Origin of the sequence: Brachybacterium sp. GPGPB12, from assembly GCF_038396325.1 — a bacterium.
GTDB lineage: Bacteria > Actinomycetota > Actinomycetes > Actinomycetales > Dermabacteraceae > Brachybacterium > Brachybacterium conglomeratum.
The window spans coordinates 2,446,484-2,470,335 of record NZ_CP149573.1; the positions used below are offsets into that span (position 1 = coordinate 2,446,484).

Below are 23,852 nucleotides of genomic sequence, written 5' to 3' on the forward strand. Positions count from 1 at the left end.
GAGCACCAGCAGGGCTGCGAACATGATCAGCAGGACCACGGGATCACAGGCCTTCCATCGAGGCGGCCTTCTCGACCGCGTCCGGGATCTCTTCGGGGTGGCGCAGGTGCGGCGCGATGTTCAGCGGCGTGTGGCCGAGGATCATCAGGTAGCCCACCAGTACGGCGCCGTACAGCAACGGCATCGGCAGGGAGCTGGCGGTCATCTCCAGTGGACTGGTCAGCACCATCAGCGAGAGAGCCGCCCACACCATGTAGCTCGCGGCCGCGACCACCAGCAGCAGGGCGAAGATCTGGCTCGCGGAGGCGATCCGGCGCGGGAGGTAGACGGCGAGGATGTCCACGGCGATGTGGGCGTTGCGGGAGGAGACGAAGCCGGCTCCCACGAAGGTCAGCCACACCACCAGCGACCGGGCGATCTCCTCGGTCCAGGGCAGCGGTGACGCGAGTACATAGCGAGTGAACACCTGGAAGATGATCATCGCGAAGACGGCGATGAGCGGCGCTCCAGCGAGCAGGCGCTCGGCGTCCACGAGCAGGGCGTAGAGCCGCCACTTGCGCTCGTAGTGGTCGCGTTCGATGTACGTGTCGAGGTCGGGGACCTGGCCGTCGCGGCCCCCGGGGATGGGCTTGGGCGACTGCATGCTCATCGGACGGACTCCTGCGGCTCGAGGTAGAGATCTCCCCAGGCCACCTTCGACGGGAACTCGTCGGCGATCAGTCGCTGGAAGGCATCGACGTCGACGTCGTCATTGATGGTGATCGCGTCCTCCTGCGCCCATTGCCGGAGGGTCTCCTCCTCCGCCTCGACGATGCAGTCCCGGGTGGCGATGCGCGCCTTCTCCAGGGCGTCCTCCATGCCCTCGCGCTCGCTCGGCGTGAGGGACTCCATGAACCGATCCGAGGTGACGATGTTGACGGCCTGGACCATGTGCGCGGTGAGGTTGAGGTACTCCTGGACCTCGTAGAACTTCTGCACGTCGATCGTGGGAATCGGGTTCTCCTGGGCGTCGATGGCGCCCTGCTGGAGGCCGAGGTAGGCCTCGGACAGCGCCATCGGCGTCGCGGCGCCGTGCATGATCGCGAAGCTCGTGATGTACAGCGGCGCGTCGGGGGTGCGGATCTTCAGCCCGACGAGGTCGTCCGGCTCGTCGATCTCGACGTTCGAGGTGATGTGGCGAGTGCCGTAGTACCAGGTGGAGGTGACCCGCGGCCCGGTCTCCTCGGCCATCTTGTCGTAGACCTCAGCCATGATCGGTCCGTTGGTCGCCTCGTCGAACTGGTCGACGTCGGAGAACAGGTAGGGGGCGTCGAGCACGGCCGCATCCGGGTACCAGATGCCCAGGAAGGACGGGCCCACCACGCCGAGCTCGAGGCCACCGGTGGCGATCTGCTCAGTGGTCTCGCCCTCTCCGCCGATCTGGCCGGAGGGGTAGGTCTCCACCGCTATGCCGTCGTCGGCCAGCTCCTGCCGCGGCGTCGCGGCGCCGCAGGCCTCGACGGGATGGGCAGGGTCGTACTGGTGGGCGAAGCGGACGACGCGGGCGTCGGGATCGATCGTGTGCTTCTCGATCTGGCTGACATCCACGGGCTCCCAGAGCGAGCATCCGGCCAGGGCGAGCGCCGAGAAGGCAGCGAGGAGGAGGGTGCCGGGGCCGCGGCGTCGGGCGGTGCGGGTCATCGTGAGATCCCATCTGGACGGGGGTCGGGGAAGGGAAGGTCATGAGCGCGGGCGAGCGCGCGCAGCCGCTCCGCGGTCGAGGCGGCGAGCTCCACCCCGTCGTCCGCGGCGGCGCGGTCGTGCTCGAGATCGCCGGGGGCGACGACGGTGCCTCCGGGGTGCGAGGAGCGCACCTCCGCCTGGAGCTCCGCGACCCGGTCGCGGATCTGCGCCGGATCCCCGAACGCAGCGAGGTCCAGGGCGATCAACAGGTGACCGGTGTTCATCCGGGAGGAGCGGTCCTCCCAGATGTCCACGGTTCGGGCGGCGAGGGAGGCGCTGGTCAGCACCGTGGCGAGTCCTTCGAGGAGCACTGAGATGCCTGAGCCTTTGTGCCCCCCGAAGGGGGCGCAGCGCACCGCCGTCGAGCACGGCCGACGGATCCGTCGTCGGCCGCGCCTCGGCGTCCACGCCCCACCCCTCGGGGATCGAGGTGTCCTCGTTCCGGGCGGAGACGACCTTGCCATAGGCGCCGGCCGTAGTGGCGAGGTCCGCGACGAGCGGACCCGGACCCGAGGACGGCAGCGACAGGGTCAGCGGGTTCGTGCCGAGGACCGGACGGGAGCCGCCGAAGGGCACGGCGACGGGACCGGTCGAGGAGGTGAGCACGCCGGCCAGGCCCCGCTCGGCGAGCTGGTCCGTCCAGAATCGGCCGGCGCCGAAGTGCGTCGATCCCTGGACGGCGACGGCCGCGATCCCGTGCTCGTGCGCGGTCTCGGTGGCGAGGTCCACGGCGCGCCGCATCACCACCTGGCCGAAGGCGCCCTGACCGTCCAGCACCGCGGTGCCGCCGACGCGGCGCAAGACGGACGGTCGAGAGGTCGGATCAATGCCGCCGGCATTAACGGCCTCGAGGTAGAGCGGGAGGCGGAGCAGGCCGTGGGAATAGATGCCCGCTCGGTCCGCCGCGAGCAGGGAACGGGCGACCAAGGAGGCGTCGTCGGCGCGAACGCCAGAGCGTTCGAGCAGTTCGGAGGTGAGGGAGAGGAGGTCGTCGACCGGGAGGCGCGGTGACGTCATCGTCACGGTCCTTTCTGTACGAAGTGGGCCCAACGTATAGAAGGTGATCGGTGAACACAAGAGGGGTGGGGCGAAAGGGTCCGATGTGTCGGCGGGAATCTGTTCAGCGTTGCGTCGGAGCGGCTCCTGACGAGGGGGAGGAGTCGACCCCGGTGCGCCCCGTGAGGAGCGCGACCCGAGAGCGACGGCGGCCATGAGCACGCCCGTCGAGGCGAAGGCCGCGCGGTAGTCCGCGAGACTCGCCGCCCCGTCGGGCGCGCGCAGGTCGAGCACCACGCCGATCAGCGGCACCGCGAGCAGCGAGGTGGAGTAGCCGCCGATGTTCACCATCCCGGTCGCGGTGCCGATCGCGCGCGGCGCCACCCCGGTGCGTGCCAGGTCGAAGCCGACGGAGCAGGTCGCCGATCCGACCGCGAGCGCGACCATCAGCGGCACCAGCCGCCAGGCCGTGAGCGGCGTGGGGATGAGCAGGATCGCGGTCCAGGCTGCGACGAGGATCGCTCCCGCGATCCCGCCGAGCATCACCCGGTGCCGCGGGAAGCGCCCGGTGAGGAGACCGATGAGGGGACCGAGCGCCACCATCACCACGACGTTCAGGGTCAGCGGCGCCCCCACCTCGGCCGCGCCCAGCCCGTGCCCCTCGGTGAGGAACGGGACGCCCCACAGGAACAGGAAGGCGTTGACCGTCGCGAGGGTGAGCGCGTGGAGGAAGAACCCCGACCACGCCGGGCGCGAAGTGAACACGGCGCGCAGGAGCGCCCCCGCCCGGACTCGCGGCGGCACCGCGGCGCCCGGCTCCTCGGGTGGCACGTCCTGCACGAGGGCGAGCACGAGCAAGACGCTGAGCAGCAGCAGGAACGCGAGACCGGACCAGGCCGCAGTCCATCCCGCGCCGAGCAGCAGGGCGAGGAAGGGCACCGCGGCGACCGCCTGACCGAACTGGCCGATCATGGTCGCGAGCCGCGTGAACACCGGCACCTGCCCGGTGGGGAACCAGCTCGCGATCAGCCGGACCACGCTGATCAGGGTCGCAGCATCGCCCATGCCGGTCAGCGACCGCCCCAGCAGCGCCACCGGCACCCCGGTCGCGAAGGCGAGCAGCGAGCCGCCCCGCCGCCATCGTCACCGCCCCGAGGACCAGCATCCGGCGCGGCCCGATCCGGTCCAGCAGCAGACCGGCCGGGATCTGCGCCGCGGCATAGGTGCCCAGCCGCACCGCGCCGAACAGGCTCAGCACCGTCCCGTCCACGCCGAAGCGCGCGGAGGCCTCGACGCCGGCGACGCCGAACGCCGCACGCCCGGAGACGGCGCAGAGGTAGGCGAATACCCCGACAGCCCAGACCAGATGGGCGCGGGTGAGGCGGGGACGCGGAGCGGTCATCGACAGATCAGCGGTGTTCAGAGGCGGGGTCGAGGGCCTCGTCGCGGCGCTGTCCCGCCGCGGCGGGGAGCGGCTCACCGCCCTCGTCGAGGCCGTCCTCGTCCGGGGTGGTCAGCGCGCCGTGGCGCCGCAGGAACCAGGCGGCGATGAGCGGGGCGGTGATCGCCGAGATCAGCACCGCGGTCGCGACCTGGACGGTCGCGACGTCCACGTACCGCTCGAAGCGGGGGTCGGCGGCCGCGATGATCGCGGGGGTCACGATGGAGTTGCCCGCCGTGGTGCCGGCGACGAAGCCGATGCCGGCGCGCTTGCCGCGCCGCGCGAGGAAGCGATAGGCGAGATAGGTGGTGCCGCCGGTGAACGGCGTGACCACCAGCCCCAGGACGATGCCGGTCATCCCCCCGGTGAGGATCGCGCCGATGTCGATGCCGGTGCCCAGCCCGAAGGCGAAGAAGGGGATCACGATGGTAGGCACGGGGCGCAGGATCTCGGTCCAGCGATGGTCGATGTTGCCCACCAGGATGCCCAACAGCAGCGGGATGACCGCCGCGGCGAAGGACTCCAGCGGGATCTCGCCGAGCCCGGCCGCGCCGATGAACAGCATGGTGAAGAAGGGGCCGTCGTTCACGGCGGAAGCGACATAGGCGCCGCGGTCCGTGCGCGTGCCGTACTTGCCGGTGAACGCGAGCCAGATCCCGCCGTTGGAGTTGTCGAAGGTCGCGAGCATCGCGACGATCGAGATCCCGAGGACGCCGTCCAGGCCCACCAGGAAGCCCAGCGCCACCACGAGCAGGCCGGGGACGATCGTCTTGCCCAGCAGGAGCGCGCCGGTGGTGCCGGCTACGGGGCCGATCGACCTCGGCGTGATCTGCATGCCGGTGGCGAAGATGACCAGCGCCATCAGCGGCATCGGCGTGGCGAAGAGGGCGGTGGTGAAGTCGCCGAGCTCGAGGAAGCCGGGAGCCAGGGTGCCGACGACCGCGCCGAGCACGAGCGGGATCACCATCGTCCCGCCGGGGATGCGGTCCATCGTCCCGTACAGGGGCGAGCGCGGCGTGGAGAGATCGGGAGAGCGGTCGGTCACGGGGACTCCTTCTGGCCTCATCACGAGAAGGGCGGTGCGGGGGACGCCGACGGCGTCGCCGGCGTGCGGCGGGTCGGGGTGACCCGCGCAACAGGGCTATAGGATCTATGGCCGATGCTCGGGCGTCAACCACCTGCGATCCGTGGGCTGTCGCAGCGTGGACCGACGGGGCCAGGCCGCCGGGCTTGGACCGCCGGGGCACTCAGCGCGCGGGGCGGACCCCCGGCGGCGGCGTGGCCGCGACGATCGCGCGGAAGACGACGTCGACGCTCGGCGAGGGTGCGGAGCGGCGGTCCCGCGTCACCGCCACGTCCCGTCCCTCCGCGAGGGAGCCGACGGGTGCGACCACCATCCCCGTGGTGTCGCTGATGCTCGCGGCCAGCGCGTTCAGCACCCCGACGCCGAGGCCCGCCCGGGCAAGGTTCACCACCGACTGCGGTCGCTCGGACTGCCAGGCCAGCGGGATCTCGAGCCCCCAGGCCCGCGGCGCGCGCGCCGGTGTCGGGGTCGACCGCGGCGCCGGGCCGGGCGATCGCGATCAGCGGATGCTCTGTGAGCCCCGCGGGCTCCAGCGGCTCGCGCACCTGCCCGTCCTCGGGCGCGAGGGGATGGCCCGGCGGCACCACCGCCACGAAGTGCTCGGTCCACAGGTGCACGCTGAGCAGGTCGGAGGAGGGCGGGTCCGAGGCCAGCGAGTGGATCGCGATGTCGAAGCGGCCGGCGGCGATGCCCGAGACCAGGTCGGGGGTGGTGTGCTCGGTCAGCTGGATGCGCAGCAGCGGGTGCTCGGCGTGGACCCCCGCGATCACGCCCGGCAGGAAGCCCGCGCTCACGCTCGGGTGGCGACCGATCACCACGCGGCCGCGCGCGGCTGCCGGTGTGCTCGTCGACCGCCTCGACGCCGCGCTCGAGCGCGGCGAGCACGGCCCGGGCGTGGGGGAGGAAAGCGAGCCCCAGCTCCGTGGGGCGCACCGGGCGATGGCTGCGGTCCACGAGGGATCCGCCGAGGGTGCGCTCGAGCGCGGCCACGTGGGTGCTCACGCGCGACTGCGCCCGGTGCAGGACGAGGGCGGCGGCGGAGAAGTCGCCGTGGTCCACGACCGCCACGAAGGTCTCCAACCAGTCGGTCTGCTCGATGCGCGGCACGGGGTCCTCCTTCGGCGGGGCCGGGTTGCAGCGGATCCGGGGCGGATCACGGTCTGGTCTCGGCGCGCGCGCGGGGTGTTCCGTCGCTGGTCAGCGCACTGCAGTGACCCATCTTACCAATCTCGGATATAGGATTTCGCGTTCGCGGATCGCGGGCGGAGCCCTCCTCCGTCCCCTCGTTGGTAGCTTTCCAAGCACCTCGACGACGAGACCCGGGCCGAGCCCCCGCACGATGCCGTGCGGACCGGAGCGAGCTCGTCGTGACCATCCCCGACCTGCACGAGTCCCGATCTGCACGACGAAGTGGAGCCCGCCATGACCCGCACCTCCCGTCCCCGCACCCGCGGCCTGCTCTCCGGCATCGCCGGAGCCGCGGCCCTCGCCCTGGTCGCCGCCGGTCGCCAGGCGGGGCCGGCGGCGGCGAGGGCGCGGACACCGACGCGATCCAGGCCTGCAACGACATCGCCCCCGACTACCCCAGCGGCCCCGTCGAGATGATCGTCCCCTGGGCCGCCGGCGGCGGCACCGACGGCGTCGCCCGCCTCATCGGCGACCAGCTCTCCGGCCAGCTCGGCTCCAACGTCAACGTCGTCAACCGCACCGGCGGCTCCGGCGTCGTCGGCCACCAGGCGATGGTCGACGCCGAGCCCGACGGCCAGACGATCGGCCTGGTCACCGTCGAGATCGGCATGATGCACCACCAGGGCCTGACCGACATCAGCGGCGAGGACCTCACCGCCATCTCGCAGATGAACGAGGACGGCGCCGGGATCACCGTCGCCGCCGATGCGGAGTGGGAGAACGCCGAGGACCTGCTCACCTACATCGAGGAGCACCCCGGCGAGGTGACCGCCTCCGGCACCGGCCAGGGCGGCATCTGGCACCTCGCGCCGCTGGGCATGCCGCTGGACAACGATCTGCCTGTCGACTCGGTGAACTTCGTGCCCTCCGAGGGTGCGGCGCCGGCGCCGCAGGAGCTCGTCGCCGGTGGCATCGACATGACCACCAACGCGCTCGGAGAATCCAAGACCATGCTCGACTCCGAGCGGGCCAAGGCGCTCGGCGTCATGGGCTCCGAACGCGACCCGAACTTCCCCGATGTCGAGACCCTCGAGGAGCGGCTCGGCTCGGACTACTCGATGTCCGTCTGGCGCGGCATCGCCGGTCCCAAGGATATGGACCCGAAGGTCGTCGAGGAGCTCGAGTGCCACCTCGGCCTGATCGCGGAGTCCGGGGAGTTCACCGAGTTCATGGCCGACTCCGGCCTCGGCGTGAAGTACGCGGGCGCCGAGGATTTCCAGACCCTCATGCGCGAGGACGACGTGAAGAAGGGCGAGGTCATGGAGGAAGCGGGGCTCGCGAAGTGACGGCCTCCGCGACGGCCGCGGTGCCCCCGCGCGGGGTGTCGCGGCAGAACCTTCTGATCGGGGGACTATCCGTGCTCGGCGGGGCGATCGTGATCCCCTACGGCGCCTCGATGCCGTACATCCGCGAGGGCGTCCCCGGCCCCGGCCTGTTCCCGATGATGATCGGCGGCCTGCTGATCCTCTTCGGCGCGCCGCTGCCGCTGACCACGTGGCTCTCCGAGCGCCGGATGCGGGCGGAGGGGAGCACGTCCGCTCCCGCCGGGGGCGAGATCGCCCCGGCCGAGGCCGATCCCTTCGCCCTGTCCGGCGCGGCGGCCCCGGACTCCGACGGGGACGTCCCCCTCGAGGAGCTCGAGACCGCCGGCGTGATGGACACCGACGTCGGCTCCGACGGGGCCCGCCGCTGGATCAACGGCGCTATCCTCATGGGCGGCATCGTCGCCTATGTGCTTGCTCGCCCCGGTGCTGGGCTTCCCGATCACGATGGCGCCGCTGGTCATCGCCATCGTGCGCTCCCTGCGAGCCTCGTGGCTCACGGCCGTTCTCACCGGCGTCATCGCCGCGCTGGCGCTGTGGGGCCTCTTCGAGCAGGTGCTCGCTGGTGCGACTCCCCGACGGCCTGATCGAGGGGTTCTGACATGGTCCACGACATCGAGAGCGCCCTCTCGCTGGTCGCCGATCCCACCACGCTCCTCGTGGTCTTGCTCTCGGCGGTGTTCGGTCTGGTCATCGGCGCACTGCCGGGGATGACCGCGACCCTCGCGGCGGCACTGCTGGTGCCCTTCACCTTCTTCCTCGACCCGGTCCCCGCCATCGCCGCGATCATCACGATGTCCGCGATGGCGATCTTCGCCGGCGACATCCCCAGCGCCCTGCTGCGGATCCCCGGCACGCCCTCGTCGGCGGCGTACACCGAGGACGCTTTCGCCCTGACCCGCAACGGGAAGGGCCCGATCGGCCTGGGGGTCTCCCTCGTCGGCTCGGTCCTCGGCGGTCTCTTCGGCTCAGTCTTCGCTGATTTTCGTCTCCCCGGTCCTGGGGGAGTTCGCGCCGCGCTTCACCAGCTACGAGTACTTCTGGGTGGCCGTCCTGGGGCTGACCGCCGCGGTCATCGTCTCCAAAGGCTCGCAGCTCAAGGGCGGGATCGCGCTCATGGTGGGTCTGCTGGTCTCGACCGTCGGCCTCGACGTGACCCTCGGGCACCCGCGCTTCACCTTCGGTCAGGAGCGGCTGTACCGGGGCGTGGACTTCATCGCCGCGATGATCGGGCTGTTCGGCCTTTCCGAGGTGCTTGCGCGCGGTTACCGCCCGGCGCGGGGCTTCGATGCCGATCCCGAAGCTGGAGTCCGGCGGCACCGTCCGCCCCACCCTGCGCAAGATCTGGCGGAACAAGGGGCGGGTCGGCTCGGGCGCTGTCATCGGCGGCGTCGCCGGCGCGCCGCCGGGCGCGGGAGCCGACATCGCGGCCTGGATTTCCTACGCCGTAACCCGCTCCACGAGTCGGATCCGTCCCGGCAAGGGCGGCAAGGGCACCGCCGACGAGCGGCCGCATCGAGGCGATCAGCGGCGCCTCCAGCGCGAACAACGCCGGTATCGCCTCCGCATACGTGCCGACCCTCGCCTTCGGCATCCCCGGGGACACCATCACCGCGATCCTTATCGGGGTGTCGCTGGTGAAGGGCATCACGCCGGGGCCGGACCTGTTCCTCTACCAGACCGACACGCTGTACTCCCTCTACATCATCTTCATCGTCGCGAACCTGCTGCTGCTCCCGCTCGGCTTCCTGCTCATCCGGGCCTCCGGCACGGTGTCGCGGATCCCGCGCTCGATCCTGATGGGCATCATCGTGTCCATCTCGATCTGCGGGGCCTTCGCGATCAACAACGGCTACCTCGAGGTGGGCCTGATGGTGGTCTTCGGCGTGATGGGCTATCTCTTCGAGAAGGGCGGCATCCCGCTGGCCCCCGTGGTGCTGGGGATCGTGCTCGGCCCGATCGTCGAGCGGAACTTCATGCAGTCGGTGATCAAGACGAACTGGGACCTCACCCAGTTCTTCACCCGGCCGATCAGCGCGGTGCTCATCGTGCTGGTCGTCCTCGCGATCGCCGCCGTGCCGATGATGAACCTGCTGGGCGGCCGCGCCGAGCGCGCCGCGGCCAAGGCGGCGGGCAAGGGCGTCCGGGCGGACGCCTGATGCCCGGCGGCGTCGTCGCCGAGGCCTGATCCGCTCGCCGACGAGGCCGCCCGGTCCCTCGAGGGGACCACGAGAGAGGCGGCCCGCCGGAGGAACTCCTCCGGCGGGCCGCCTCTGTCGTGCGCGGCACACCCGGGCGCCGCCGCGCGGTGCGCGCGGGTCGCCCGGGCGGTGCGCTCAGGAGCGGGCGCGCAGGTTCGTCATGCCGCCGTCGATGGGCAGCAGCACGCCGGTCGTGGACCGGTTGCGCGGGGAGGCGAGGTAGCAGTGCGCCTCGGCGACCTCTTCGGGCTCGACCAGGCGGCCGTGGGGCTGGCGGGCGTTCAGCGCGGCGCGCTCGGCCTCCGGGTCCTCGGCCTTCTCGAGCAGGCGACCGATCCACGGGGTGTTCGCGGTGCCGGGCACCACGGCGTTCACGCGGATCCCCTCGCGGACCCAGTCCGTGGCCATCGCGAGGGTCAGCGCCTGCACCGCGCCCTTGGACGCCGAGTACAGCGCGCGCTCGGGCAGGCCGAGCATCGAGGCGATCGAGGCCGTGTTCACCACGACCGCGGCGTCGGAGCGGCGCAGGTGGGGAGGGCCGCCGAGGTCACGCGCGCGACCGAGATGACGTTGACGTCCAGCACGCGCGCCCACTCGGCGTCGTCGTTGGCGTCGACCTGGCCCTGGGCGCCGATGCCGGCGTTGTTGATGACGATGTCGAGGCCGCCGAGCTCCTCCGCGGCCTGGTCCACCGCCGCCTTCACGGCGGCGGAGTCGGTGACGTCGACCTGGATCCGCGGCGCGCCCTCGGGCGCGCCGGAGGGATCGAGGTCGAGCGCGGCGGCGGTCGCGCCGCGGGACTGGAGGGCACGGATGGTGGCGGCGCCGATGCCGGCACCGCCGCCCGTGACGATGGCCTTCAGGCCGGCGAACTCGAGCTCTGCTGCAGAAGTCATGGGGTGTTCTCCTCATCGAGTGGTGGCTCATGCAGGATATGGGATCTGCCCGGCGGGCGGCAGGGAGGGTCGTCGTCCGGACCTCCGGGCCCGCAGGGACCGAGCGTCACCCCGCCCTGCGAGCCCCGCATCACCCCTGGTCGCACGCGCAATGCTGCATGTGCCGATCCACGGATACGGGATTGTGGAAACGCGGATGATGCAGCAGGTCCTCCCCGGCGGGAGCGCTGGTAGCGTCGTGGACGCGACCTCGGCCACGACGCAGCAACGGTGCTCAGCGCACCCCCGCCCCGGCGTACATCCGATGTCTCCTCGACCCCGTCCCGGTGCGCCCTGTGCCCGCCGGTCGGTCCAGCACGGGCCGGCACCCGGGGCGCGAGGCCCGCGACCGCCCCGACCGTGCTGGAGACCCTCGTGAGAGCACTCGTCCTGACCGACTTCCACCAGCTCGACCTCGTCGACGTCGAGCGCCCCGAGCCCGGAGCGGGGGAGGTGTCGCTGCGGATCTGCGCGACCGGCATCTGCGGCTCCGACTTCCACGGCTTCACCGGGGAGAACGGGCGGCGCGTCCCCGGGCAGATCATGGGCCACGAGTCCTCCGGCAGGATCGCCGCGCTCGGCGAGGGGGTCGACGCCGCCGCCCTCCCTCTCGGCGCCCCGGCGACCTTCAACCCCGTCGTCGTGCCGCCCGAGCAGGCCGAGGAGTACCGCGGCAGGGAGCAAGACGCCCCCGGCAAGCAGGTCATCGGCGTCGCCGCCGCCCGCGCCGCCTCCTTCGCGGACTACGTCGTGGTCCCGGCCCGCAACGTCCTGCTGCTCGACCCCGCGATGCCGCCGCACCTCGGCGCGCTCATCGAGCCTCTCGCCGTCGCCGTGCACGCCGTGGGCCTGGCCGCGCCGAGCCCAGAGGAGCGCGCCCTCGTCGTCGGCGGCGGTCCCATCGGCCAGAGCGTCGTCCTCGCCCTCCAGCGGGCGGGCCTCACCGCGATCGCGGTCTCCGAGCCCGATCCCCGCCGCCGCGAGCTCCTCGCCTCCCTCGGCGCGAGCGCGCTGGATCCCGCCGCGGGACCGATGGCCGATCAGCTCGCCGAGGTCCTCGGCGGCCCGGCGGACCTCGCGGTCGACGCCGTCGGCGTCACCCCCACCCTCGCCGACGGCCTCACCGCCACCCGGCTCGGCGCCCGCATCGTCCTGGTGGGCATGGGCTCGCCGCGCCTGGAGCTCGCGGCCTTCGCCGTCAGCACCGAGGAGCGCACGATCCACGGCTCCTTCACCTACACCGCCCAGGACTTCGCCGACGCGACCGCCTGGATCGGCGAGCACGCCGAGCAGGCCGCCGCGCTGGTCAGCGAGGTGGTCCCGCCCGAGCAGGCGCACGACGCCTTCACCGCCCTGGCCGCCGGGAAGGGCCCGGCCGGCAAGATCCTGGTCCGCTTCGACGCCGAGGAGGTCAGCGCCGCATGAGCGCCTCGCACCGCACCATCGCCCACGTCCGCGCCTTCACCGTCACCGGCGGCGGCGCCGATTACCACGGCCAGGGCGAGGACCACTGGATCGACGACCACATCGCCACCCCGATGTCCGTCTACCCCGAGTACCGCGAATCGAGGCAGTCCTTCGGCATAAACGTGCTCGGCACGCTCATGGTCGAGATCGAGGCCGACGACGGCACCGTAGGCTTCGCCGTCTCCACCGGCGGCGAGATCGGCGCCTGGATCGTCGAGAAGCACCTCGCCCGCTTCCTCGAGGGCGCCCGCGTCACCGACATAGAGCGTATCTGGGACCAGATGTACCGCTCCACCCTCTTCTACGGCCGACGCGGCATCGTGCTGAACACGATCAGCGCCGTCGACCTCGCCCTCTACGACCTGCTCGGACGCCTCCGCGAGGAGCCCGTGTACGCGCCGCTCGGCGGTCCGGTGCGGGACGAGCTGACCATGTACGCCACCGGCGCCCGGCCGGACGTCGCGAAGCGCTGGGCTTCATCGGCGGCAAGATGCCGCCGCACCACGGCCCGGCCGAGGGGGAAGAGGGCCTGGAGAAGAACATCGCCCTGCTCGCCGAGATGCGCGAGAAGGTCGGCGACGACTTCTGGCTCATGTACGACTGCTGGATGAGCCTGGACGTCGACTACGCGACGCGGCTCGCCCACCGCGCCCACGAGCACGGGCCGCGCTGGCTCGAGGAGGCCCTGATCCCCGACGACTACTGGGGCTACCAGCAGGCTGCGCCGAAACGCCCCCAAGGGCATGCTCATCACCACCGGCGAGCACGAGGCCACCCGCTGGGGCTTCCGCCAGTCGCTCGAGATGGGTCGCGCGGACATCATCCAGCCCGACGTGGGCTGGTGCGGCGGCGTCACCGAGCTGGCGAGGATCTCCGCGCTCGCCGACGCGCACGGCGCGATGGTCGTCCCCCACGGCTCCTCGGTGTACTCCTACCACTTCGTCATCACCCGCACGAACAGCCCGTTCAGCGAGTTCCTGATGATGCACCCGAGCGCCGAGGAGATCGTGCCGATGTTCTCGCCGATGTCGCTCGGGGAGCCGGTGCCCGAGAACGGACGGATCCGCGTCCCGGACACCCCCGGCTTCGGCGTCGAGTTCAACCCCGAGATCCCGACCCGTCGGCCGTTCACCCACTGAGGCCCCACCCCGCACAGACCTCGGATGTATCGGCGTTCGGGCCGTCCTGCACGGACGCCCCGGGAGCTGGCACAGTGAGGCCGAGCCCGACCCCTTCGAAGGAGAATCATGGAACTGCGACGACTCGGCCCGATCGGCCAGGAGAAGCCCGCCCTGGTGGCGGACGGCGTCACCTACCGCCTGGACTCGTTCACCGGCGACATCGACGGCGACTTCCTCGCCGGCGACGGCATCGCCACGGTGCGCGAGAAGCTCGCCGCCGGCGAGTCGCCCGTGTGGGAGGGGGCGGAGTCCGAGCGCATCGGCGCCCCGATCGCTCGCCCGCAGGCCGTGGTCTGCATCGGCCAGAACTACGCCGAGCACGCCGCTGAGTCCGGCGCCGAGCCGCCGAGCGTGCCGATCATCTTCTTCAAGCACCCGAACACCGTCGTCGGCCCGCACGACGAGATCGAGATCCCGCCGGGCGCCGAGAAGGTCGACTGGGAGGTCGAGCTCGGCATCGTCATCGGGAAGAAGGCGTCCTACCTCTCCGACGAGAAGGCCGCCGCCGACGTCATCGCCGGCTATGTCACCAGCCACGACGTCTCCGAGCGCGACTACCAGCTGAACGAGTCCGGCGGCCAGTGGTCCAAGGGCAAGAACGCCAAGGGCTTCAACCCCGTCGGCCCCTCGCTCGTGCCGGCCGACGAGGTCGAGCCGCAGGCGCGCGCCTGTGGTCGAGCGTGAACGGCGAGGCGCGTCAGGACTCGAGCACCTCGGACATGATCTTCTCCGCCGCGCAGATCGTGCACCACCTCAGCCAGTACATGGTGCTCGAGCCCGGGGACCTCATCAACACCGGCACCCCGCAGGGCGTGGCCCTCTCCGGCCGCTTCCCCTATCTCGCCGTCGGCGACGTGGTACGGCTCGGCATCGAGGGCCTCGGCGAGCAGGAGCAGACCTTCATCGCCCACGCCTAAGGTCCCCGCGAGGGAGCCCATGCACCGGACCCCCGGCACTCCGCGAGGAGCGCCGGGGGTCCGGTGCATAGGCCGACGGGGTCAGCGGGCCCGGGCCAGCCCGTCGTCGATCTTGCGCACTGCCTTGGCGTTCTTCCACGCGAGCACCAGCGGCGGGATCGCGAAGAGCACCAGCGCGAGCGCGAAGGCCGGGTTCCATCCCCAGGCGACCACCGCCAGACCTCCGATGACCACGGCGAGGAGCGAGCATGCCGCGACGGTTGCGCTCGTACGCCGCGCGCATGTCGCGCGGCTCGGACTTCAGTCGCTCCTGCTCCGCCGAGGTGGCGGCGACGGGGCCGCGAGCGGTTTCCGCCTGCACCCTCGCCTCGGCGCGGGAGAGCGAGCATCAGGCGCACCGAGTACGCGATCGCGGCGCCCAGCACCAGCACCGTCCCCAGCCAGTTCTCGCGGCTCGCGAGCGGCCCCGAGAGCACGAGGCAGGACGCGATGGCGATGAGGTAGACGGGGGTGCGCATGGCACCGGATCCTCTCACGGGCGCGGGAGCCGTCATCGTGCTCATCCCAGCAGGTCCACGAAGAACTGGACCAGGGCAAGCGACCCGGCCGCGGTGAGGAAGATCGAGCTGATCAGCACCACGATCCGCAGCCAGCGGCGCATCCGGAAGGGGGCGGGCGGCGCCTTGTGCTCCGTCCAGAGCTGGGCGAAGCCCCAGATGCCGAGCGACAGCACACCGCCCAGCACGCCCGCGAAGGAGATCACGGTGGTGTAACTGACCCCCGTGAACAGCAGCAAGATCGCGCCGCCGAAGGTGTACACGTTCACCCAGATCCGCGGCTTCTGGAACCTCGACTCGTCGCGCGACCCGCGGAACGAGGGGGCGAAGGCCTCGCGCACCGTGTACGGGTAGATCGTGGACAGCGCCTGCAGCGAGCCGAAGAACGCGGCCCAGATCGCCAGCTGGTAGAGGTACACGAGCACGGGGCTGATCACGGAGAAGAACTGCGCCTGGGCCTGGAGGATGTTGTCGTTCTCGGGGACCTGCTGGGCGGCGCCCGTCCCGAGGATCACGTCGCCGAGCATCACGAAGGTGATCGCCAGGATGCTTACCGAGACGAAGGAGGCGAGGACGTCGAGCTTGGCCGCGCGGAGCCAGGCGCGGCCGTTGCCGACGTTCTCCTCGTCCGTGGCGAGCGGGATCTGCGCCCGGTCGGTGTCCAGACGGTCGAGCTTGGCCTCGAGCTCGGCGTGGTTCGGGGCGCCGAGCATCCCCCAGCGCTTGGCGCGCAGGGTGCCGACGTAGCCGATGTAGTCGTAGCCGCCGCCGCCGAGCGCGCCGAGGTAGGCGATGATCTCGAGCGGGATCGGGCGGGAGGCGACGTCGGGGTAGGACTCCTGGACCCAGCCGGGATACTCGGACGGCACGTTGGGGAGCAGGCCGGCGAGGGCCTCGAGCCACGGCGGGTTCGAGACGAACAGCGCCACGAAGGAGAACAGGATCATCAGGCCGACGATGACGGTCTGGAAGTTCTCCACGACCTTGAAGCGCGCAGAAAGATCGTCGCGAAGGCGAGGAGGCCCCAGGCCAGACCCCACAGCTTGGGGTCGACGTCGGTGTGGAAGGTCCAGTTGGACCACTGGCCGAGGCCCTGCATGAACGCGACCGCCCAGGAGGGGAAGCAGATCACGGCGAGCACGCCGAGCAGCAGGGCCAGCCAGTTGCGCGGGCCCGGGATGATCTGCGCCCAGCGCTGGAAGGGGTGCTCGCCGGTGAGGGTGATGTATCGGGCGCCCGAGTAGACGATCGAGGCCTTCATGATCGCGCAGAACACGAAGGTCCACAGGATCGTGAGGCCGAAGACGGCGCCGCCGCGGGAGGCGGAGAAGACCTCGCCGTTCCCGATGGTGACGGAGGCGAGGATCATGCCGGGACCGGTGAAGGCCAGGAGATTCGTGAAGCTCCACTTCTTCAGCCGTGGGTCCGCCTCGGGGAAGCGGAGCTCCTCGAGACCGAGCTCCTCAGGTCGTGCTGTGGTCATGTCAGCTGGTCCTCCTTCGGGCCGAGCGTGGCCCCGGCACGGCCGACGACGACGTCGGTGTCGGGGGAGCGAGGCGCCGGCCGCGGGCGGCAGGCGAATCTCCGTGCGCACGGCGGCCTTGCCGGGCGACGGCCGCACGAGACCTACGTCACGAGCGGCATCGAAGAGTAGGCATGCGGATCCGACAGAGTCAAGACTTTCCTACAGGATCGATGTCGCGCCGAGCGGCGACCGGCCCAGCAGGGCGTCGGGGCCCTCGGGGCTGGCGCTGTGCTGTCCTTACCTGGGGCAAAGACTCACTCGGTGCGGCGGCACGTGCTGGCGTCGGGGAGTCCGGTGGGGTGCGGAGGCGTGCATGCCGACGGACTTCCGCCCGTCGGCGGGGCTTATCCAATAGGATGGAGCGGTCACGGCGTCGTGTCCCGCGCGCCGCACCCGGACGGCAGAGCACGCGAGGAAGCAGGCAGAACGATGCGCATCACCATCGTCGACAGCGACAACGAGAGCTTCGAGCAGGAGCAGGAGGTCGCGGACCGCCACGGCCTCGAGCTCACCCGGCACCGCGCGGTCACCGAGCAGGAGACGATCGAGGCCGCCCGCGGCGCCGACGGGATCCTCGTCCAGTACGCCCCGCTCACCGCTGCCGTGATGGACGCCCTTCCTGATCTGCGCGTCATCGGCCGTTACGGCGTGGGCGTGGACACCGTGGACGTCCCCGCCGCCACGGCGCGCGGCATCGCGGTGTGCAACGTGCCCGACTACGGCGTGCAGGACGTCAGCGACCACGCGATCGCGCTGACGATGTCGGTGGTGCGCGGCACCGCTCAGCTGGACCGCCTGGTCCGGGCCGGGGAGTACGGGCTCGTGCCCGTCAAGCCGCTCCACCGCGTCTCGAGCCTCCGCTTCGGCGTGGTGGGGCTCGGCCGGATCGGCGCCGCGACCGCGGTGAAGGCCCGCGCGCTCGGCTTCACCGTGGTCGGCTCCGATCCGATGCTCGAGGTCGGTGCGCGCACGGCCGACGGGATCGAGGTCGTGGAGTTCGAGGACGTGCTCGCCACCTGCGACGTGATCAGCCTGCACGTGCCCCTCATGGAGTCCACCCACCACCTGATCGGCGAGGACGCGCTCGCACGCATGAAGCCCGGTGCCGTGCTCGTGAACACCTGCCGCGGCGGCGTCGTGGACACGCAGGCCGTCGCCCGTGCGCCGCAGGACGGACGGCTGAAGGGGGCGGGCCTGGACGTCTTCGAAGAGGAGCCGGCGCCCGCCGACAGCCCCCTGCTGGACTGCCCGAGTGCCGTCCTCACCCCGCACGCCTCCTGGTACTCCGAGGAGTCCTACGCCGAGCTCAAGCGCCGTGTCGCCGAGGAGGTCGCCGCCGTCGCGCGCGGCGAGCGGCCGCGCGAGGTCCTCAACCCCGAGGTGCTCGGGGGCGCCTGACCGGGGGAGACGGTCACAGGCGGCGCCGCGCAGGGAGAGTCCTGCGCGGCGCCGTTCTCGTGTCGAGCAGGTGCGGGCCGGCGGGCGGGTGCGTTCCTGCGGGTACGCGGTTACGCGGGCCCGTCGGCCGCGGATCAGTGGATGTGCGAACCGCCGTTGATGTCCAGGGTGACGCCGGTGAGATAGCCGCCGTCGCGGCCGAGCAGGTAGGCGATGCCGCCCGCGACGTCCTCGACGGTGCCGACCCGTCCCACCGGCGGCTCCTGCAAAGCAGGAACTCCTTGCGCTCGTCGGTCAGGCGCCCGCCCATGATGTCGGTGTCGATCGAGCCCGGCGCCACGGAGTTCGCGGTGATGCCGTACTCGCCGAGCTCCCGGGCCCAGGTCTTCGCCATGCCCAGCGCCGCCGCCTTCGAGCCCGAGTACGCGGCGCGGCCGTACACGCCGCCGCCGCGCTCGGCGGAGGCGGAGGAGACGTTCACGATGCGGCCCAGGCTGTGGCGGCGGAACACCTTCACCGCCTCGCGGGTGACGAAGAAGGTGCCGTGGACGTTCACGTCGAAGACGCGCTTCCACTCCTCGGTGCTGACCTCGGTGAACGGGGTGGGGGAGGAGATCCCGGCGTTGTTCACGACGCCGACGAGCCGCGGCGCTCGGCGTCGATGCGGGCCACGGCCCGGGCCACGGCCTGCTCGTCGGAGATGTCCACGCCGAGCCCGAGTGCGGGGGTGCCGTGGTCGCGGGTGAGCTTGTCGGCGACCTCGGCCGAGGCGGCCTCGTCGAGGTCGAGCACGGCCACCGCCCAGCCGTCGCGGGCCAGGCGGTCCGCGGTCGCGCGGCCGATCCCGCGCTCCGAGGCGGCGCCGGTGACGATCGCGGTGGGGGTCTCGGGGAAGTCGGAGGCCGGGTACGGGGTGAGCGCCATGGTCAGGGGCTCCTTCGCGGTGAAAGGGCGGCGTTGCTGTCGCCCCAGCATACGTCGGATGTCTGGAGCGCGACCGGGCCGTCCCCGGGCTGGGATTGGGGCCGGGCCGCGGTCCGCGTCCGCCGGATCCAGCGCCCGGCGGAGCCCGCGCCCGACGGCTCCTGCGGCCGACGGATACTGTGGCGCGCAGTCCCGCCGACCCGAGGAGGCCCCGTGCCCGCACCCGTGCCGCACAGCGAGGTCGTGCGCGTGCTGGGCGAGGAGATCGCCGGCGGTGCGCTCGCCCCCGGGCACGTCGTGAACCTCGCCGAGCTCGCCGAGCGCTTCTCCTGCTCCCGCACCGTCGTGCGCGAGGCGGTGCGGGTGCTCGAGTCGCTGGGCCTGGTGGTCTCCCAGCGCCGCGTGGGCGTCGCCGTGCGCCCGAGCGCCGCCTGGTCCGTGCTGTCCCCGCAGGTCATCGCCTGGCGTCTCGCCTCCGAGGCCCGGGACGAGCAGCTGCGCGACCTCACCGAGCTGCGCCGGGCGATCGAGCCCGCCGCCGCCCGTGCCGCCGCCCTGCGGAGCACCGGAGGCGGGGGTGCGGCGGCGCATGCCGCCTTCGAGGCCGCGCCGGCGCGGGACGGCGAGGCGGACCCGGTCGCCGGGCTCCTCGCCGCGGCGCGGCGGATGCATGCCCTCGGCCTGCGCGGGGCGGGCGCCGAGGCCGAGTACGTCGAGGCCGACGTCGCCGTCCACGCCCTGCTCCTGCGCGCGAGCGGGAACGAGATGTTCGCGGCGCTGGAATCCACCGTCTCCGAGGTCTTTGCGCGGCCGGGCACGGCTCGGCCGGAACCCGCACCGTCCCGACGCCCGCACTCTGGACCTGCACCTCGAGCTCGCCGAGGCCGTCGCCGAGGGGCGGCCCAAGGCGGCCGAGAGCGCCGCCCGCGAGATCGTCGGCGGCGCCCTGCGCGACTTCGGCGGCGACTGAACTTCCCGCTTTCGGCGGCGACCGACCACCCCGCTTCCCGCCTGCCGTCAATGGTGTTACCTTTCTGGGGAGGGTCGCTCGCTCCACCGCCGCGCGCCCGTCGGCCCGCCCGGTGCCCGATGCGCTCCCGGCCGGAGCGGACCCCCGCCCCCGCGGCCCCCAGCCCCGTGAGGACCTCGCCATGTCGACCCTGCGCGCGCCGAGTGGTACGTCGGCGACGACCGCAACGCCTACATCCACCGCGCCTGGATGCGGCGCGGCCTGCCCGCCTCCGCCTTCGACGGTACCCGCCCCCACATCGCGATCGCGAACACCGCGAGCGACCTCGTGCCCTGCAACATGCACCTGACCGAGGTGGCCCGCTCCGTCGCGAACGGCATCCACGAGGCGGGCGGCATTCCGCTCGAGTCGCCCGTGATGGGCCTCGGGGAGACCCTCGTGCGCCCGACCGCGATGCTCTGGCGGAACCTCGCCGCGATGCAGATGGAGGAGATGTTCCGCGCCAATCCCGTCGACGGCGTGGTCCGCTCGGCGGCCGCGACAAGACGATCCCCTCGCTGCTCATGGCCGCCGCGTCCGTCGGGATCCCCGCGCTGGTCGTGCCCGGCGGGCCGATGCTCTCGGGCACCTTCCGCGGCAAGCCGCTGGGTCCGCGGCACCGACGTGTGGAAGCTCAGCGAGGACGTGCGCGGCGGAGGCCTGTCCGAGCAGGACTTCCTCGCCTCGGAGTCCTCGATGATCCGCTCCAAGGGCCACTGCAACACCATGGGCACCGCCTCCACCATGGGCCTGGTTGCCGAGGCGCTCGGGATGGTGTCGCCCGGCCTCGCGGGCACCCCCGCCCCCGACGCCCGACTGCTCGAGGGCGCCCACGCCAGCGGCCGACGCATCGTGGAGATGGTCGGCGAGGAGCTCGCCCCGCGCCGCGTGATCACCGAGGCCTCAGTGCGCAACGCGATCGTCGCGCTCGCCGCGATCGGCGGCTCCACCAATGCCGTCGTGCACCTGCTCGCGATCGCGGGCCGGCTGGGCCTGGACATCTCCCTGGACGACTTCGACTCCGTCGGCGCCGACGTCCCGCCGCTGGTGAACCTCCAGCCCTCCGGCGAGAACCTGATGGACGACCTCTTCCGCGCCGGCGGCTTTCTCGCCGTGCTGAAGGAGGTCCGCGACCTGCTGGATCCGGGAGCGCTCACTGTCTCGGGTCGGCCTCTCGTCGACCATCTCGAGGACGCCCGCGCCTGGGACCCCGACGTGATCGCCGCCCGCGAGGATCCCCTCCAGGAGAAGGCCGGCATCGCCGTGTCGCGGGGCGACCTCGCGCCCGGCGGCGCGATCGTGAAGCCCTCCGCCGCGACCCCCGCGGCGCTGCGGCACCGCGGCCCCGCCGTCGTCTTCGACTCGATCGAGGACTTCCGCGCCCGCATCGACGACCCCGACCTCGAGGTCGAGGAGGACTCCGTGCTGGTTCTGCGCGGTCGCGGCCCGAAGGGCTATCCCGGCATGCCCGAGGTCTCCAACATGCCCCTGCCGCGCAAGCCGCTCGAGCGCGGCGTGCGGGACATGGTGCGGATCTGCGACGGCCGCATGAGCGGCACCGCCTACGGCACCGTCGTCGTCGCACGTGACCCCGGAGGCGGCCGACGGCGGGCCGCTGGCCCTCGTGCGCACCGGCGACACCATCGCCCTGGACGTCGCCGCGCGCCGCCTCGACGTCGAGGTCGACCCCGAGGAGCTCGCCGCCCGCACGCCGAACGAGGCGACCCTCGCCGGCTTCGCCGCCCCCGAGAGGGGCTGGCAGAAGCTCTACGTCGAGCACGTCACCCAGGCGGACACCGGCGCCGACCTCGACTTCCTCGTCGGATCCAGCGGCTCCGAGGTGTCGCGCGAGTCGCACTGAGCCCTCGCGACGCCCCGACCTCGGGCGCTCCTGCCCCCTGACGCCCCGGCCCTCCCGGCCGGGGCGTCGTGCGTCGGTCGGACCCGTCGGCCGGACGGCGGCCGGGCGTCGGCGGGACGTCGACCGGTCCCGTCGGCCAGCCGCCCACTGCTCCGACGGGTGCCCGCTCTCCCGTCGGCCGCCGCGATGCTGTCCTGCGCACTTGACGTGGTGCGGTGCGCGGATGAAGATGGAGCCCGATCAAAGATCCGATGTCTAGGGGCTCCTGTCCCCGGCGCCGGGACCGCATCGCTGCGGTCCGACGGCGGGCCTCGGAGTGACCCAGGAGAGACGCCGCCGATGAGCACCTTCACCGCCCTCGACGTCCAGGACGTCCGCTTCCCCACCAGCCGGGACCTCTCGGGCTCCGACGCGATGAATCCCGACCCCGACTACTCCGCCGCGTATCTCACCGTGCGCACGGATGCGGGCGATGCCGGCACCTCGCTGGTCTTCACCATCGGGCGCGGCAACGACGTGCAGGGCGCCGCGATCGCCGCCCTCGCCCCGCACGTGGTCGGCCGGGACGTCGAGGAGGTTCTCGCAGACCTCGGAGGTCTCCACCGGCGACTCACCTACGACTCCCAGCTGCGCTGGCTGGGCCCGGAGAAGGGCGTGATGACCATGGCGATCGGCGCCGTGGTCAACGCGCTGTGGGACCTGCGCGCGCGCCGGGAGGGCAGGCCCCTGTGGCTCACTCTCGCCTCGCTGACCCCCGAGGAGCCGCTGGACCTGGTGGACCTGCGCTACCTCGAGGACGCGCTCACCCGCGAGGAGGCGCTCGAGATCCTCCGCCGCGGGGCCGAGGGCAAGCAGGAGCGGATCGACACGGCGCGCGAGCGCGGGGTCGCCGCCTACACCACCACCCCCGGCTGGCTCGGCTACAGCGACGAGAAGCTCACCCGCCTCCTGCACGAGGCGCGCGAGGACGGCTTCGAGATGGTCAAGCTCAAGGTCGGGGCCGACCCCGCCGACGACGAGCGGCGCATGCGCATCGCCCGCGAGGTCATGGGCCCGGGCTTCCCCATCGCGGTGGATGCGAACCAGCGCTGGGATGCGCCCAGCGCGATCGAGGCGATCCGGGCGCTGGCCCCGCACGACCCGTACTGGATCGAGGAGCCCACCTATCCCGACGACGTCCTCGCCCACGCCGCGATCCGCGAGGCCGTCGCCCCCGTCCGCATCGCGACCGGCGAGCAGGGCGCGAACCGGGTCCTGTTCAAGCAGCTGCTCCAGGCGGGCGCGATCGACGTGCTCCAGGCTGACGCCACCCGCGTCGCCGGGATCAGCGAGAACCTCGCGATCCTCCTGCTCGCGGCCAAGTTCGACGTGCCCGTCTGTCCTCATGCCGGCGGGGTGGGGCTGTGCGAGATGGTCCAGCACCTCGCCTTCCTCGACGCCGTCGCGATCGCGGGGGAGGATTCGCGGCGCCGGATCGAGTTCGTCGACCACCTCCACGAGCACTTCGAGGTCCCGGTGCGGATCGAGCGCGGCGCGTACATGCCCCCCGAGGAGCCCGGCGGCGGCGCGCGGATGCACGAGGCCTCGGTGCGCGACCACCTCTTCCCGGTCGGCCCCGTCTGGCGGGAGCTCGCCGCGCAGGACGCCCGCGTCGTCGCGCCGTCGGACGCGGCGACCGGCGCGTCGGCGGACACGGTCGCCCGGTCGACCGCCGACGAGACCGCCACCGCCGCCCGCTGACCGCCCGCCCCCAGGAGGAGACCCCGCATGGACCGCATCGCCCTGCATACCCGGATCGCCGAGGGACACGAGGCCGACTACGACCGAGAGCACGCCCGCATCCCCGACGAGCTCGATGCCGCGCCGCGCGCCGCCGGGGTGCACGCCTGGCGGATCTGGCGGGACGGCCGCGACATCTTCCACCTCGTCGAGGTCGAGGACTACGGCGCCATGCGCCGCCGGCTCGCGGGCGACCCCGCGAATCAGCGCTGGCAGGACCACATCAACCAGTTCCTCGAGGTCGTCGACGACTACGGCGGCGAGGACACGGGCATCCGCCCCGTCTGGTCCCTGCCCGCCCAGCCTGCCGAGAGCGGCGCCTCATGACAGGGCCGATGGGTCCCC

At 72.2% G+C, this 23,852-nt stretch carries 19 protein-coding genes and 8 pseudogenes; 16 read left to right on the forward strand and 11 right to left on the reverse strand.

What is annotated here, in order from left to right; translation table 11 throughout:
• Window positions 1-43 precede the first annotated feature (43 nt).
• The 6 genes and pseudogenes from WKH84_RS14250 to WKH84_RS14275 form a co-directional block, all read right to left on the reverse strand.
• Window positions 44-649, reverse strand: a complete 606-nt coding sequence (locus tag WKH84_RS14250) for a TRAP transporter small permease (RefSeq protein WP_341854127.1) — start codon at window positions 647-649, stop codon at window positions 44-46.
• Window positions 646-1,680, reverse strand: coding sequence for a DctP family TRAP transporter solute-binding subunit (locus WKH84_RS14255; RefSeq protein WP_341854128.1), 1,035 nt, complete (start codon window positions 1,678-1,680; stop codon window positions 646-648). The genes WKH84_RS14250 and WKH84_RS14255 overlap by 4 nt, the downstream gene beginning before the upstream one ends.
• A complete protein-coding gene (locus WKH84_RS14260; RefSeq protein ID WP_341854129.1) occupies window positions 1,677-2,186 on the reverse strand; it encodes an Ldh family oxidoreductase in 510 nt (169 codons plus the stop codon). The genes WKH84_RS14255 and WKH84_RS14260 overlap by 4 nt, the downstream gene beginning before the upstream one ends.
• Window positions 2,122-3,840 (reverse strand): annotated as a pseudogene (locus tag WKH84_RS14265) (Ldh family oxidoreductase); the annotation flags it as partial. The gene WKH84_RS14260 and the pseudogene WKH84_RS14265, both read right to left, overlap by 65 nt.
• A gap of 287 nt (window positions 3,841-4,127) precedes the next feature.
• Window positions 4,128-5,204, reverse strand: coding sequence for a 2-keto-3-deoxygluconate permease (locus WKH84_RS14270; protein WP_341854130.1), 1,077 nt, complete (start codon window positions 5,202-5,204; stop codon window positions 4,128-4,130).
• A 125-nt stretch (window positions 5,205-5,329) separates the two neighbouring features.
• Window positions 5,330-6,061 carry a LysR family transcriptional regulator substrate-binding protein gene (locus tag WKH84_RS14275; protein ID WP_341854131.1) on the reverse strand — a complete coding sequence of 244 codons (732 nt, stop codon included), beginning with the start codon at window positions 6,059-6,061 and terminating at the stop codon, window positions 5,330-5,332.
• Between the two features lie 549 nt (window positions 6,062-6,610).
• On the opposite strand from WKH84_RS14275, the gene WKH84_RS14280 reads away from it, so the two are divergent.
• The 6 genes and pseudogenes from WKH84_RS14280 (at window position 6,611) to WKH84_RS14305 (ending at window position 9,912) form a co-directional block, all read left to right on the forward strand.
• Window positions 6,611-7,717 (forward strand): tripartite tricarboxylate transporter substrate binding protein, encoded by a 1,107-nt coding sequence (locus tag WKH84_RS14280; RefSeq protein ID WP_341854132.1) that lies wholly within the window; start codon window positions 6,611-6,613, stop codon window positions 7,715-7,717.
• A 71-nt stretch (window positions 7,718-7,788) separates the two neighbouring features.
• On the forward strand, window positions 7,789-8,340 hold the full coding sequence (locus WKH84_RS14285; protein WP_341854133.1) for a hypothetical protein: 552 nt from the start codon (window positions 7,789-7,791) through the stop codon (window positions 8,338-8,340).
• Window positions 8,341-8,355: 15 nt separating this feature from the next.
• Window positions 8,356-8,688 (forward strand): annotated as a pseudogene (locus tag WKH84_RS14290) (tripartite tricarboxylate transporter permease); the annotation flags it as partial.
• A gap of 64 nt (window positions 8,689-8,752) precedes the next feature.
• A pseudogene (locus WKH84_RS14295) lies at window positions 8,753-8,959 on the forward strand (tripartite tricarboxylate transporter permease); the annotation flags it as partial.
• 82 nt (window positions 8,960-9,041) lie between these two features.
• Window positions 9,042-9,182, forward strand: a pseudogene (locus WKH84_RS14300) (hypothetical protein); the annotation flags it as partial.
• A gap of 85 nt (window positions 9,183-9,267) precedes the next feature.
• Window positions 9,268-9,912 (forward strand): tripartite tricarboxylate transporter permease, encoded by a 645-nt coding sequence (locus tag WKH84_RS14305; protein WP_341856903.1) that lies wholly within the window; start codon window positions 9,268-9,270, stop codon window positions 9,910-9,912.
• Between the two features lie 177 nt (window positions 9,913-10,089).
• Here WKH84_RS14305 and WKH84_RS14310 read toward each other — a convergent pair.
• Window positions 10,090-10,850, reverse strand: a pseudogene (locus WKH84_RS14310) (SDR family oxidoreductase).
• 414 nt (window positions 10,851-11,264) lie between these two features.
• Here WKH84_RS14310 and WKH84_RS14315 point away from each other — a divergent pair.
• The 4 genes and pseudogenes from WKH84_RS14315 to WKH84_RS14330 all read left to right on the forward strand — a co-directional run bounded on the left by WKH84_RS14315 (window position 11,265) and on the right by WKH84_RS14330 (window position 14,454).
• Window positions 11,265-12,314: a zinc-binding dehydrogenase gene (locus tag WKH84_RS14315; protein WP_341854134.1), complete on the forward strand. Its 1,050-nt coding sequence runs from the start codon at window positions 11,265-11,267 to the stop codon at window positions 12,312-12,314.
• Window positions 12,311-12,967 carry a hypothetical protein gene (locus WKH84_RS14320; RefSeq protein ID WP_341854135.1) on the forward strand — a complete coding sequence of 219 codons (657 nt, stop codon included), beginning with the start codon at window positions 12,311-12,313 and terminating at the stop codon, window positions 12,965-12,967. The genes WKH84_RS14315 and WKH84_RS14320 overlap by 4 nt, the downstream gene beginning before the upstream one ends.
• Before the next feature lie 108 nt (window positions 12,968-13,075).
• Window positions 13,076-13,495 (forward strand): enolase C-terminal domain-like protein, encoded by a 420-nt coding sequence (locus tag WKH84_RS14325; RefSeq protein ID WP_341856904.1) that lies wholly within the window; start codon window positions 13,076-13,078, stop codon window positions 13,493-13,495.
• A 108-nt stretch (window positions 13,496-13,603) separates the two neighbouring features.
• A pseudogene (locus tag WKH84_RS14330) lies at window positions 13,604-14,454 on the forward strand (fumarylacetoacetate hydrolase family protein).
• A gap of 81 nt (window positions 14,455-14,535) precedes the next feature.
• Here the strand turns inward: WKH84_RS14330 and WKH84_RS14335 are convergent.
• The 3 genes from WKH84_RS14335 to WKH84_RS14345 all read right to left on the reverse strand — a co-directional run bounded on the left by WKH84_RS14335 (window position 14,536) and on the right by WKH84_RS14345 (window position 16,494).
• A complete protein-coding gene (locus tag WKH84_RS14335; RefSeq protein ID WP_341854136.1) occupies window positions 14,536-14,667 on the reverse strand; it encodes a hypothetical protein in 132 nt (43 codons plus the stop codon).
• A gap of 346 nt (window positions 14,668-15,013) precedes the next feature.
• Complete coding sequence (locus tag WKH84_RS14340) at window positions 15,014-15,991, reverse strand: Nramp family divalent metal transporter (protein WP_341854137.1); 978 nt, start codon at window positions 15,989-15,991, stop codon at window positions 15,014-15,016.
• Window positions 15,958-16,494 (reverse strand): hypothetical protein, encoded by a 537-nt coding sequence (locus WKH84_RS14345; RefSeq protein ID WP_341854138.1) that lies wholly within the window; start codon window positions 16,492-16,494, stop codon window positions 15,958-15,960. The genes WKH84_RS14340 and WKH84_RS14345 overlap by 34 nt, the downstream gene beginning before the upstream one ends.
• A gap of 471 nt (window positions 16,495-16,965) precedes the next feature.
• Between WKH84_RS14345 and WKH84_RS14350 the strand changes: the two genes are divergently transcribed.
• Window positions 16,966-17,934: a C-terminal binding protein gene (locus WKH84_RS14350; protein ID WP_341854139.1), complete on the forward strand. Its 969-nt coding sequence runs from the start codon at window positions 16,966-16,968 to the stop codon at window positions 17,932-17,934.
• Window positions 17,935-17,947: 13 nt separating this feature from the next.
• Here WKH84_RS14350 and WKH84_RS14355 read toward each other — a convergent pair.
• Window positions 17,948-19,530: pseudogene (locus WKH84_RS14355) on the reverse strand (SDR family NAD(P)-dependent oxidoreductase).
• Between the two features lie 130 nt (window positions 19,531-19,660).
• On the opposite strand from WKH84_RS14355, the gene WKH84_RS14360 reads away from it, so the two are divergent.
• From WKH84_RS14360 to WKH84_RS14380, 5 genes and pseudogenes are all read left to right on the forward strand, one after another.
• Window positions 19,661-19,828 carry a hypothetical protein gene (locus WKH84_RS14360; protein ID WP_341854140.1) on the forward strand — a complete coding sequence of 56 codons (168 nt, stop codon included), beginning with the start codon at window positions 19,661-19,663 and terminating at the stop codon, window positions 19,826-19,828.
• Window positions 19,829-20,077: 249 nt separating this feature from the next.
• Window positions 20,078-21,400, forward strand: a pseudogene (locus WKH84_RS14365) (dihydroxy-acid dehydratase); the annotation flags it as partial.
• 91 nt (window positions 21,401-21,491) lie between these two features.
• On the forward strand, window positions 21,492-21,728 hold the full coding sequence (locus WKH84_RS14370; protein ID WP_341856905.1) for a dihydroxy-acid dehydratase: 237 nt from the start codon (window positions 21,492-21,494) through the stop codon (window positions 21,726-21,728).
• Window positions 21,729-22,067: 339 nt separating this feature from the next.
• Window positions 22,068-23,468: an enolase C-terminal domain-like protein gene (locus WKH84_RS14375; RefSeq protein ID WP_341854141.1), complete on the forward strand. Its 1,401-nt coding sequence runs from the start codon at window positions 22,068-22,070 to the stop codon at window positions 23,466-23,468.
• Window positions 23,469-23,495: 27 nt separating this feature from the next.
• Window positions 23,496-23,834, forward strand: a complete 339-nt coding sequence (locus WKH84_RS14380) for an L-rhamnose mutarotase (protein ID WP_341854142.1) — start codon at window positions 23,496-23,498, stop codon at window positions 23,832-23,834.
• The last annotated feature ends 18 nt before the right edge of the window (window positions 23,835-23,852 follow it).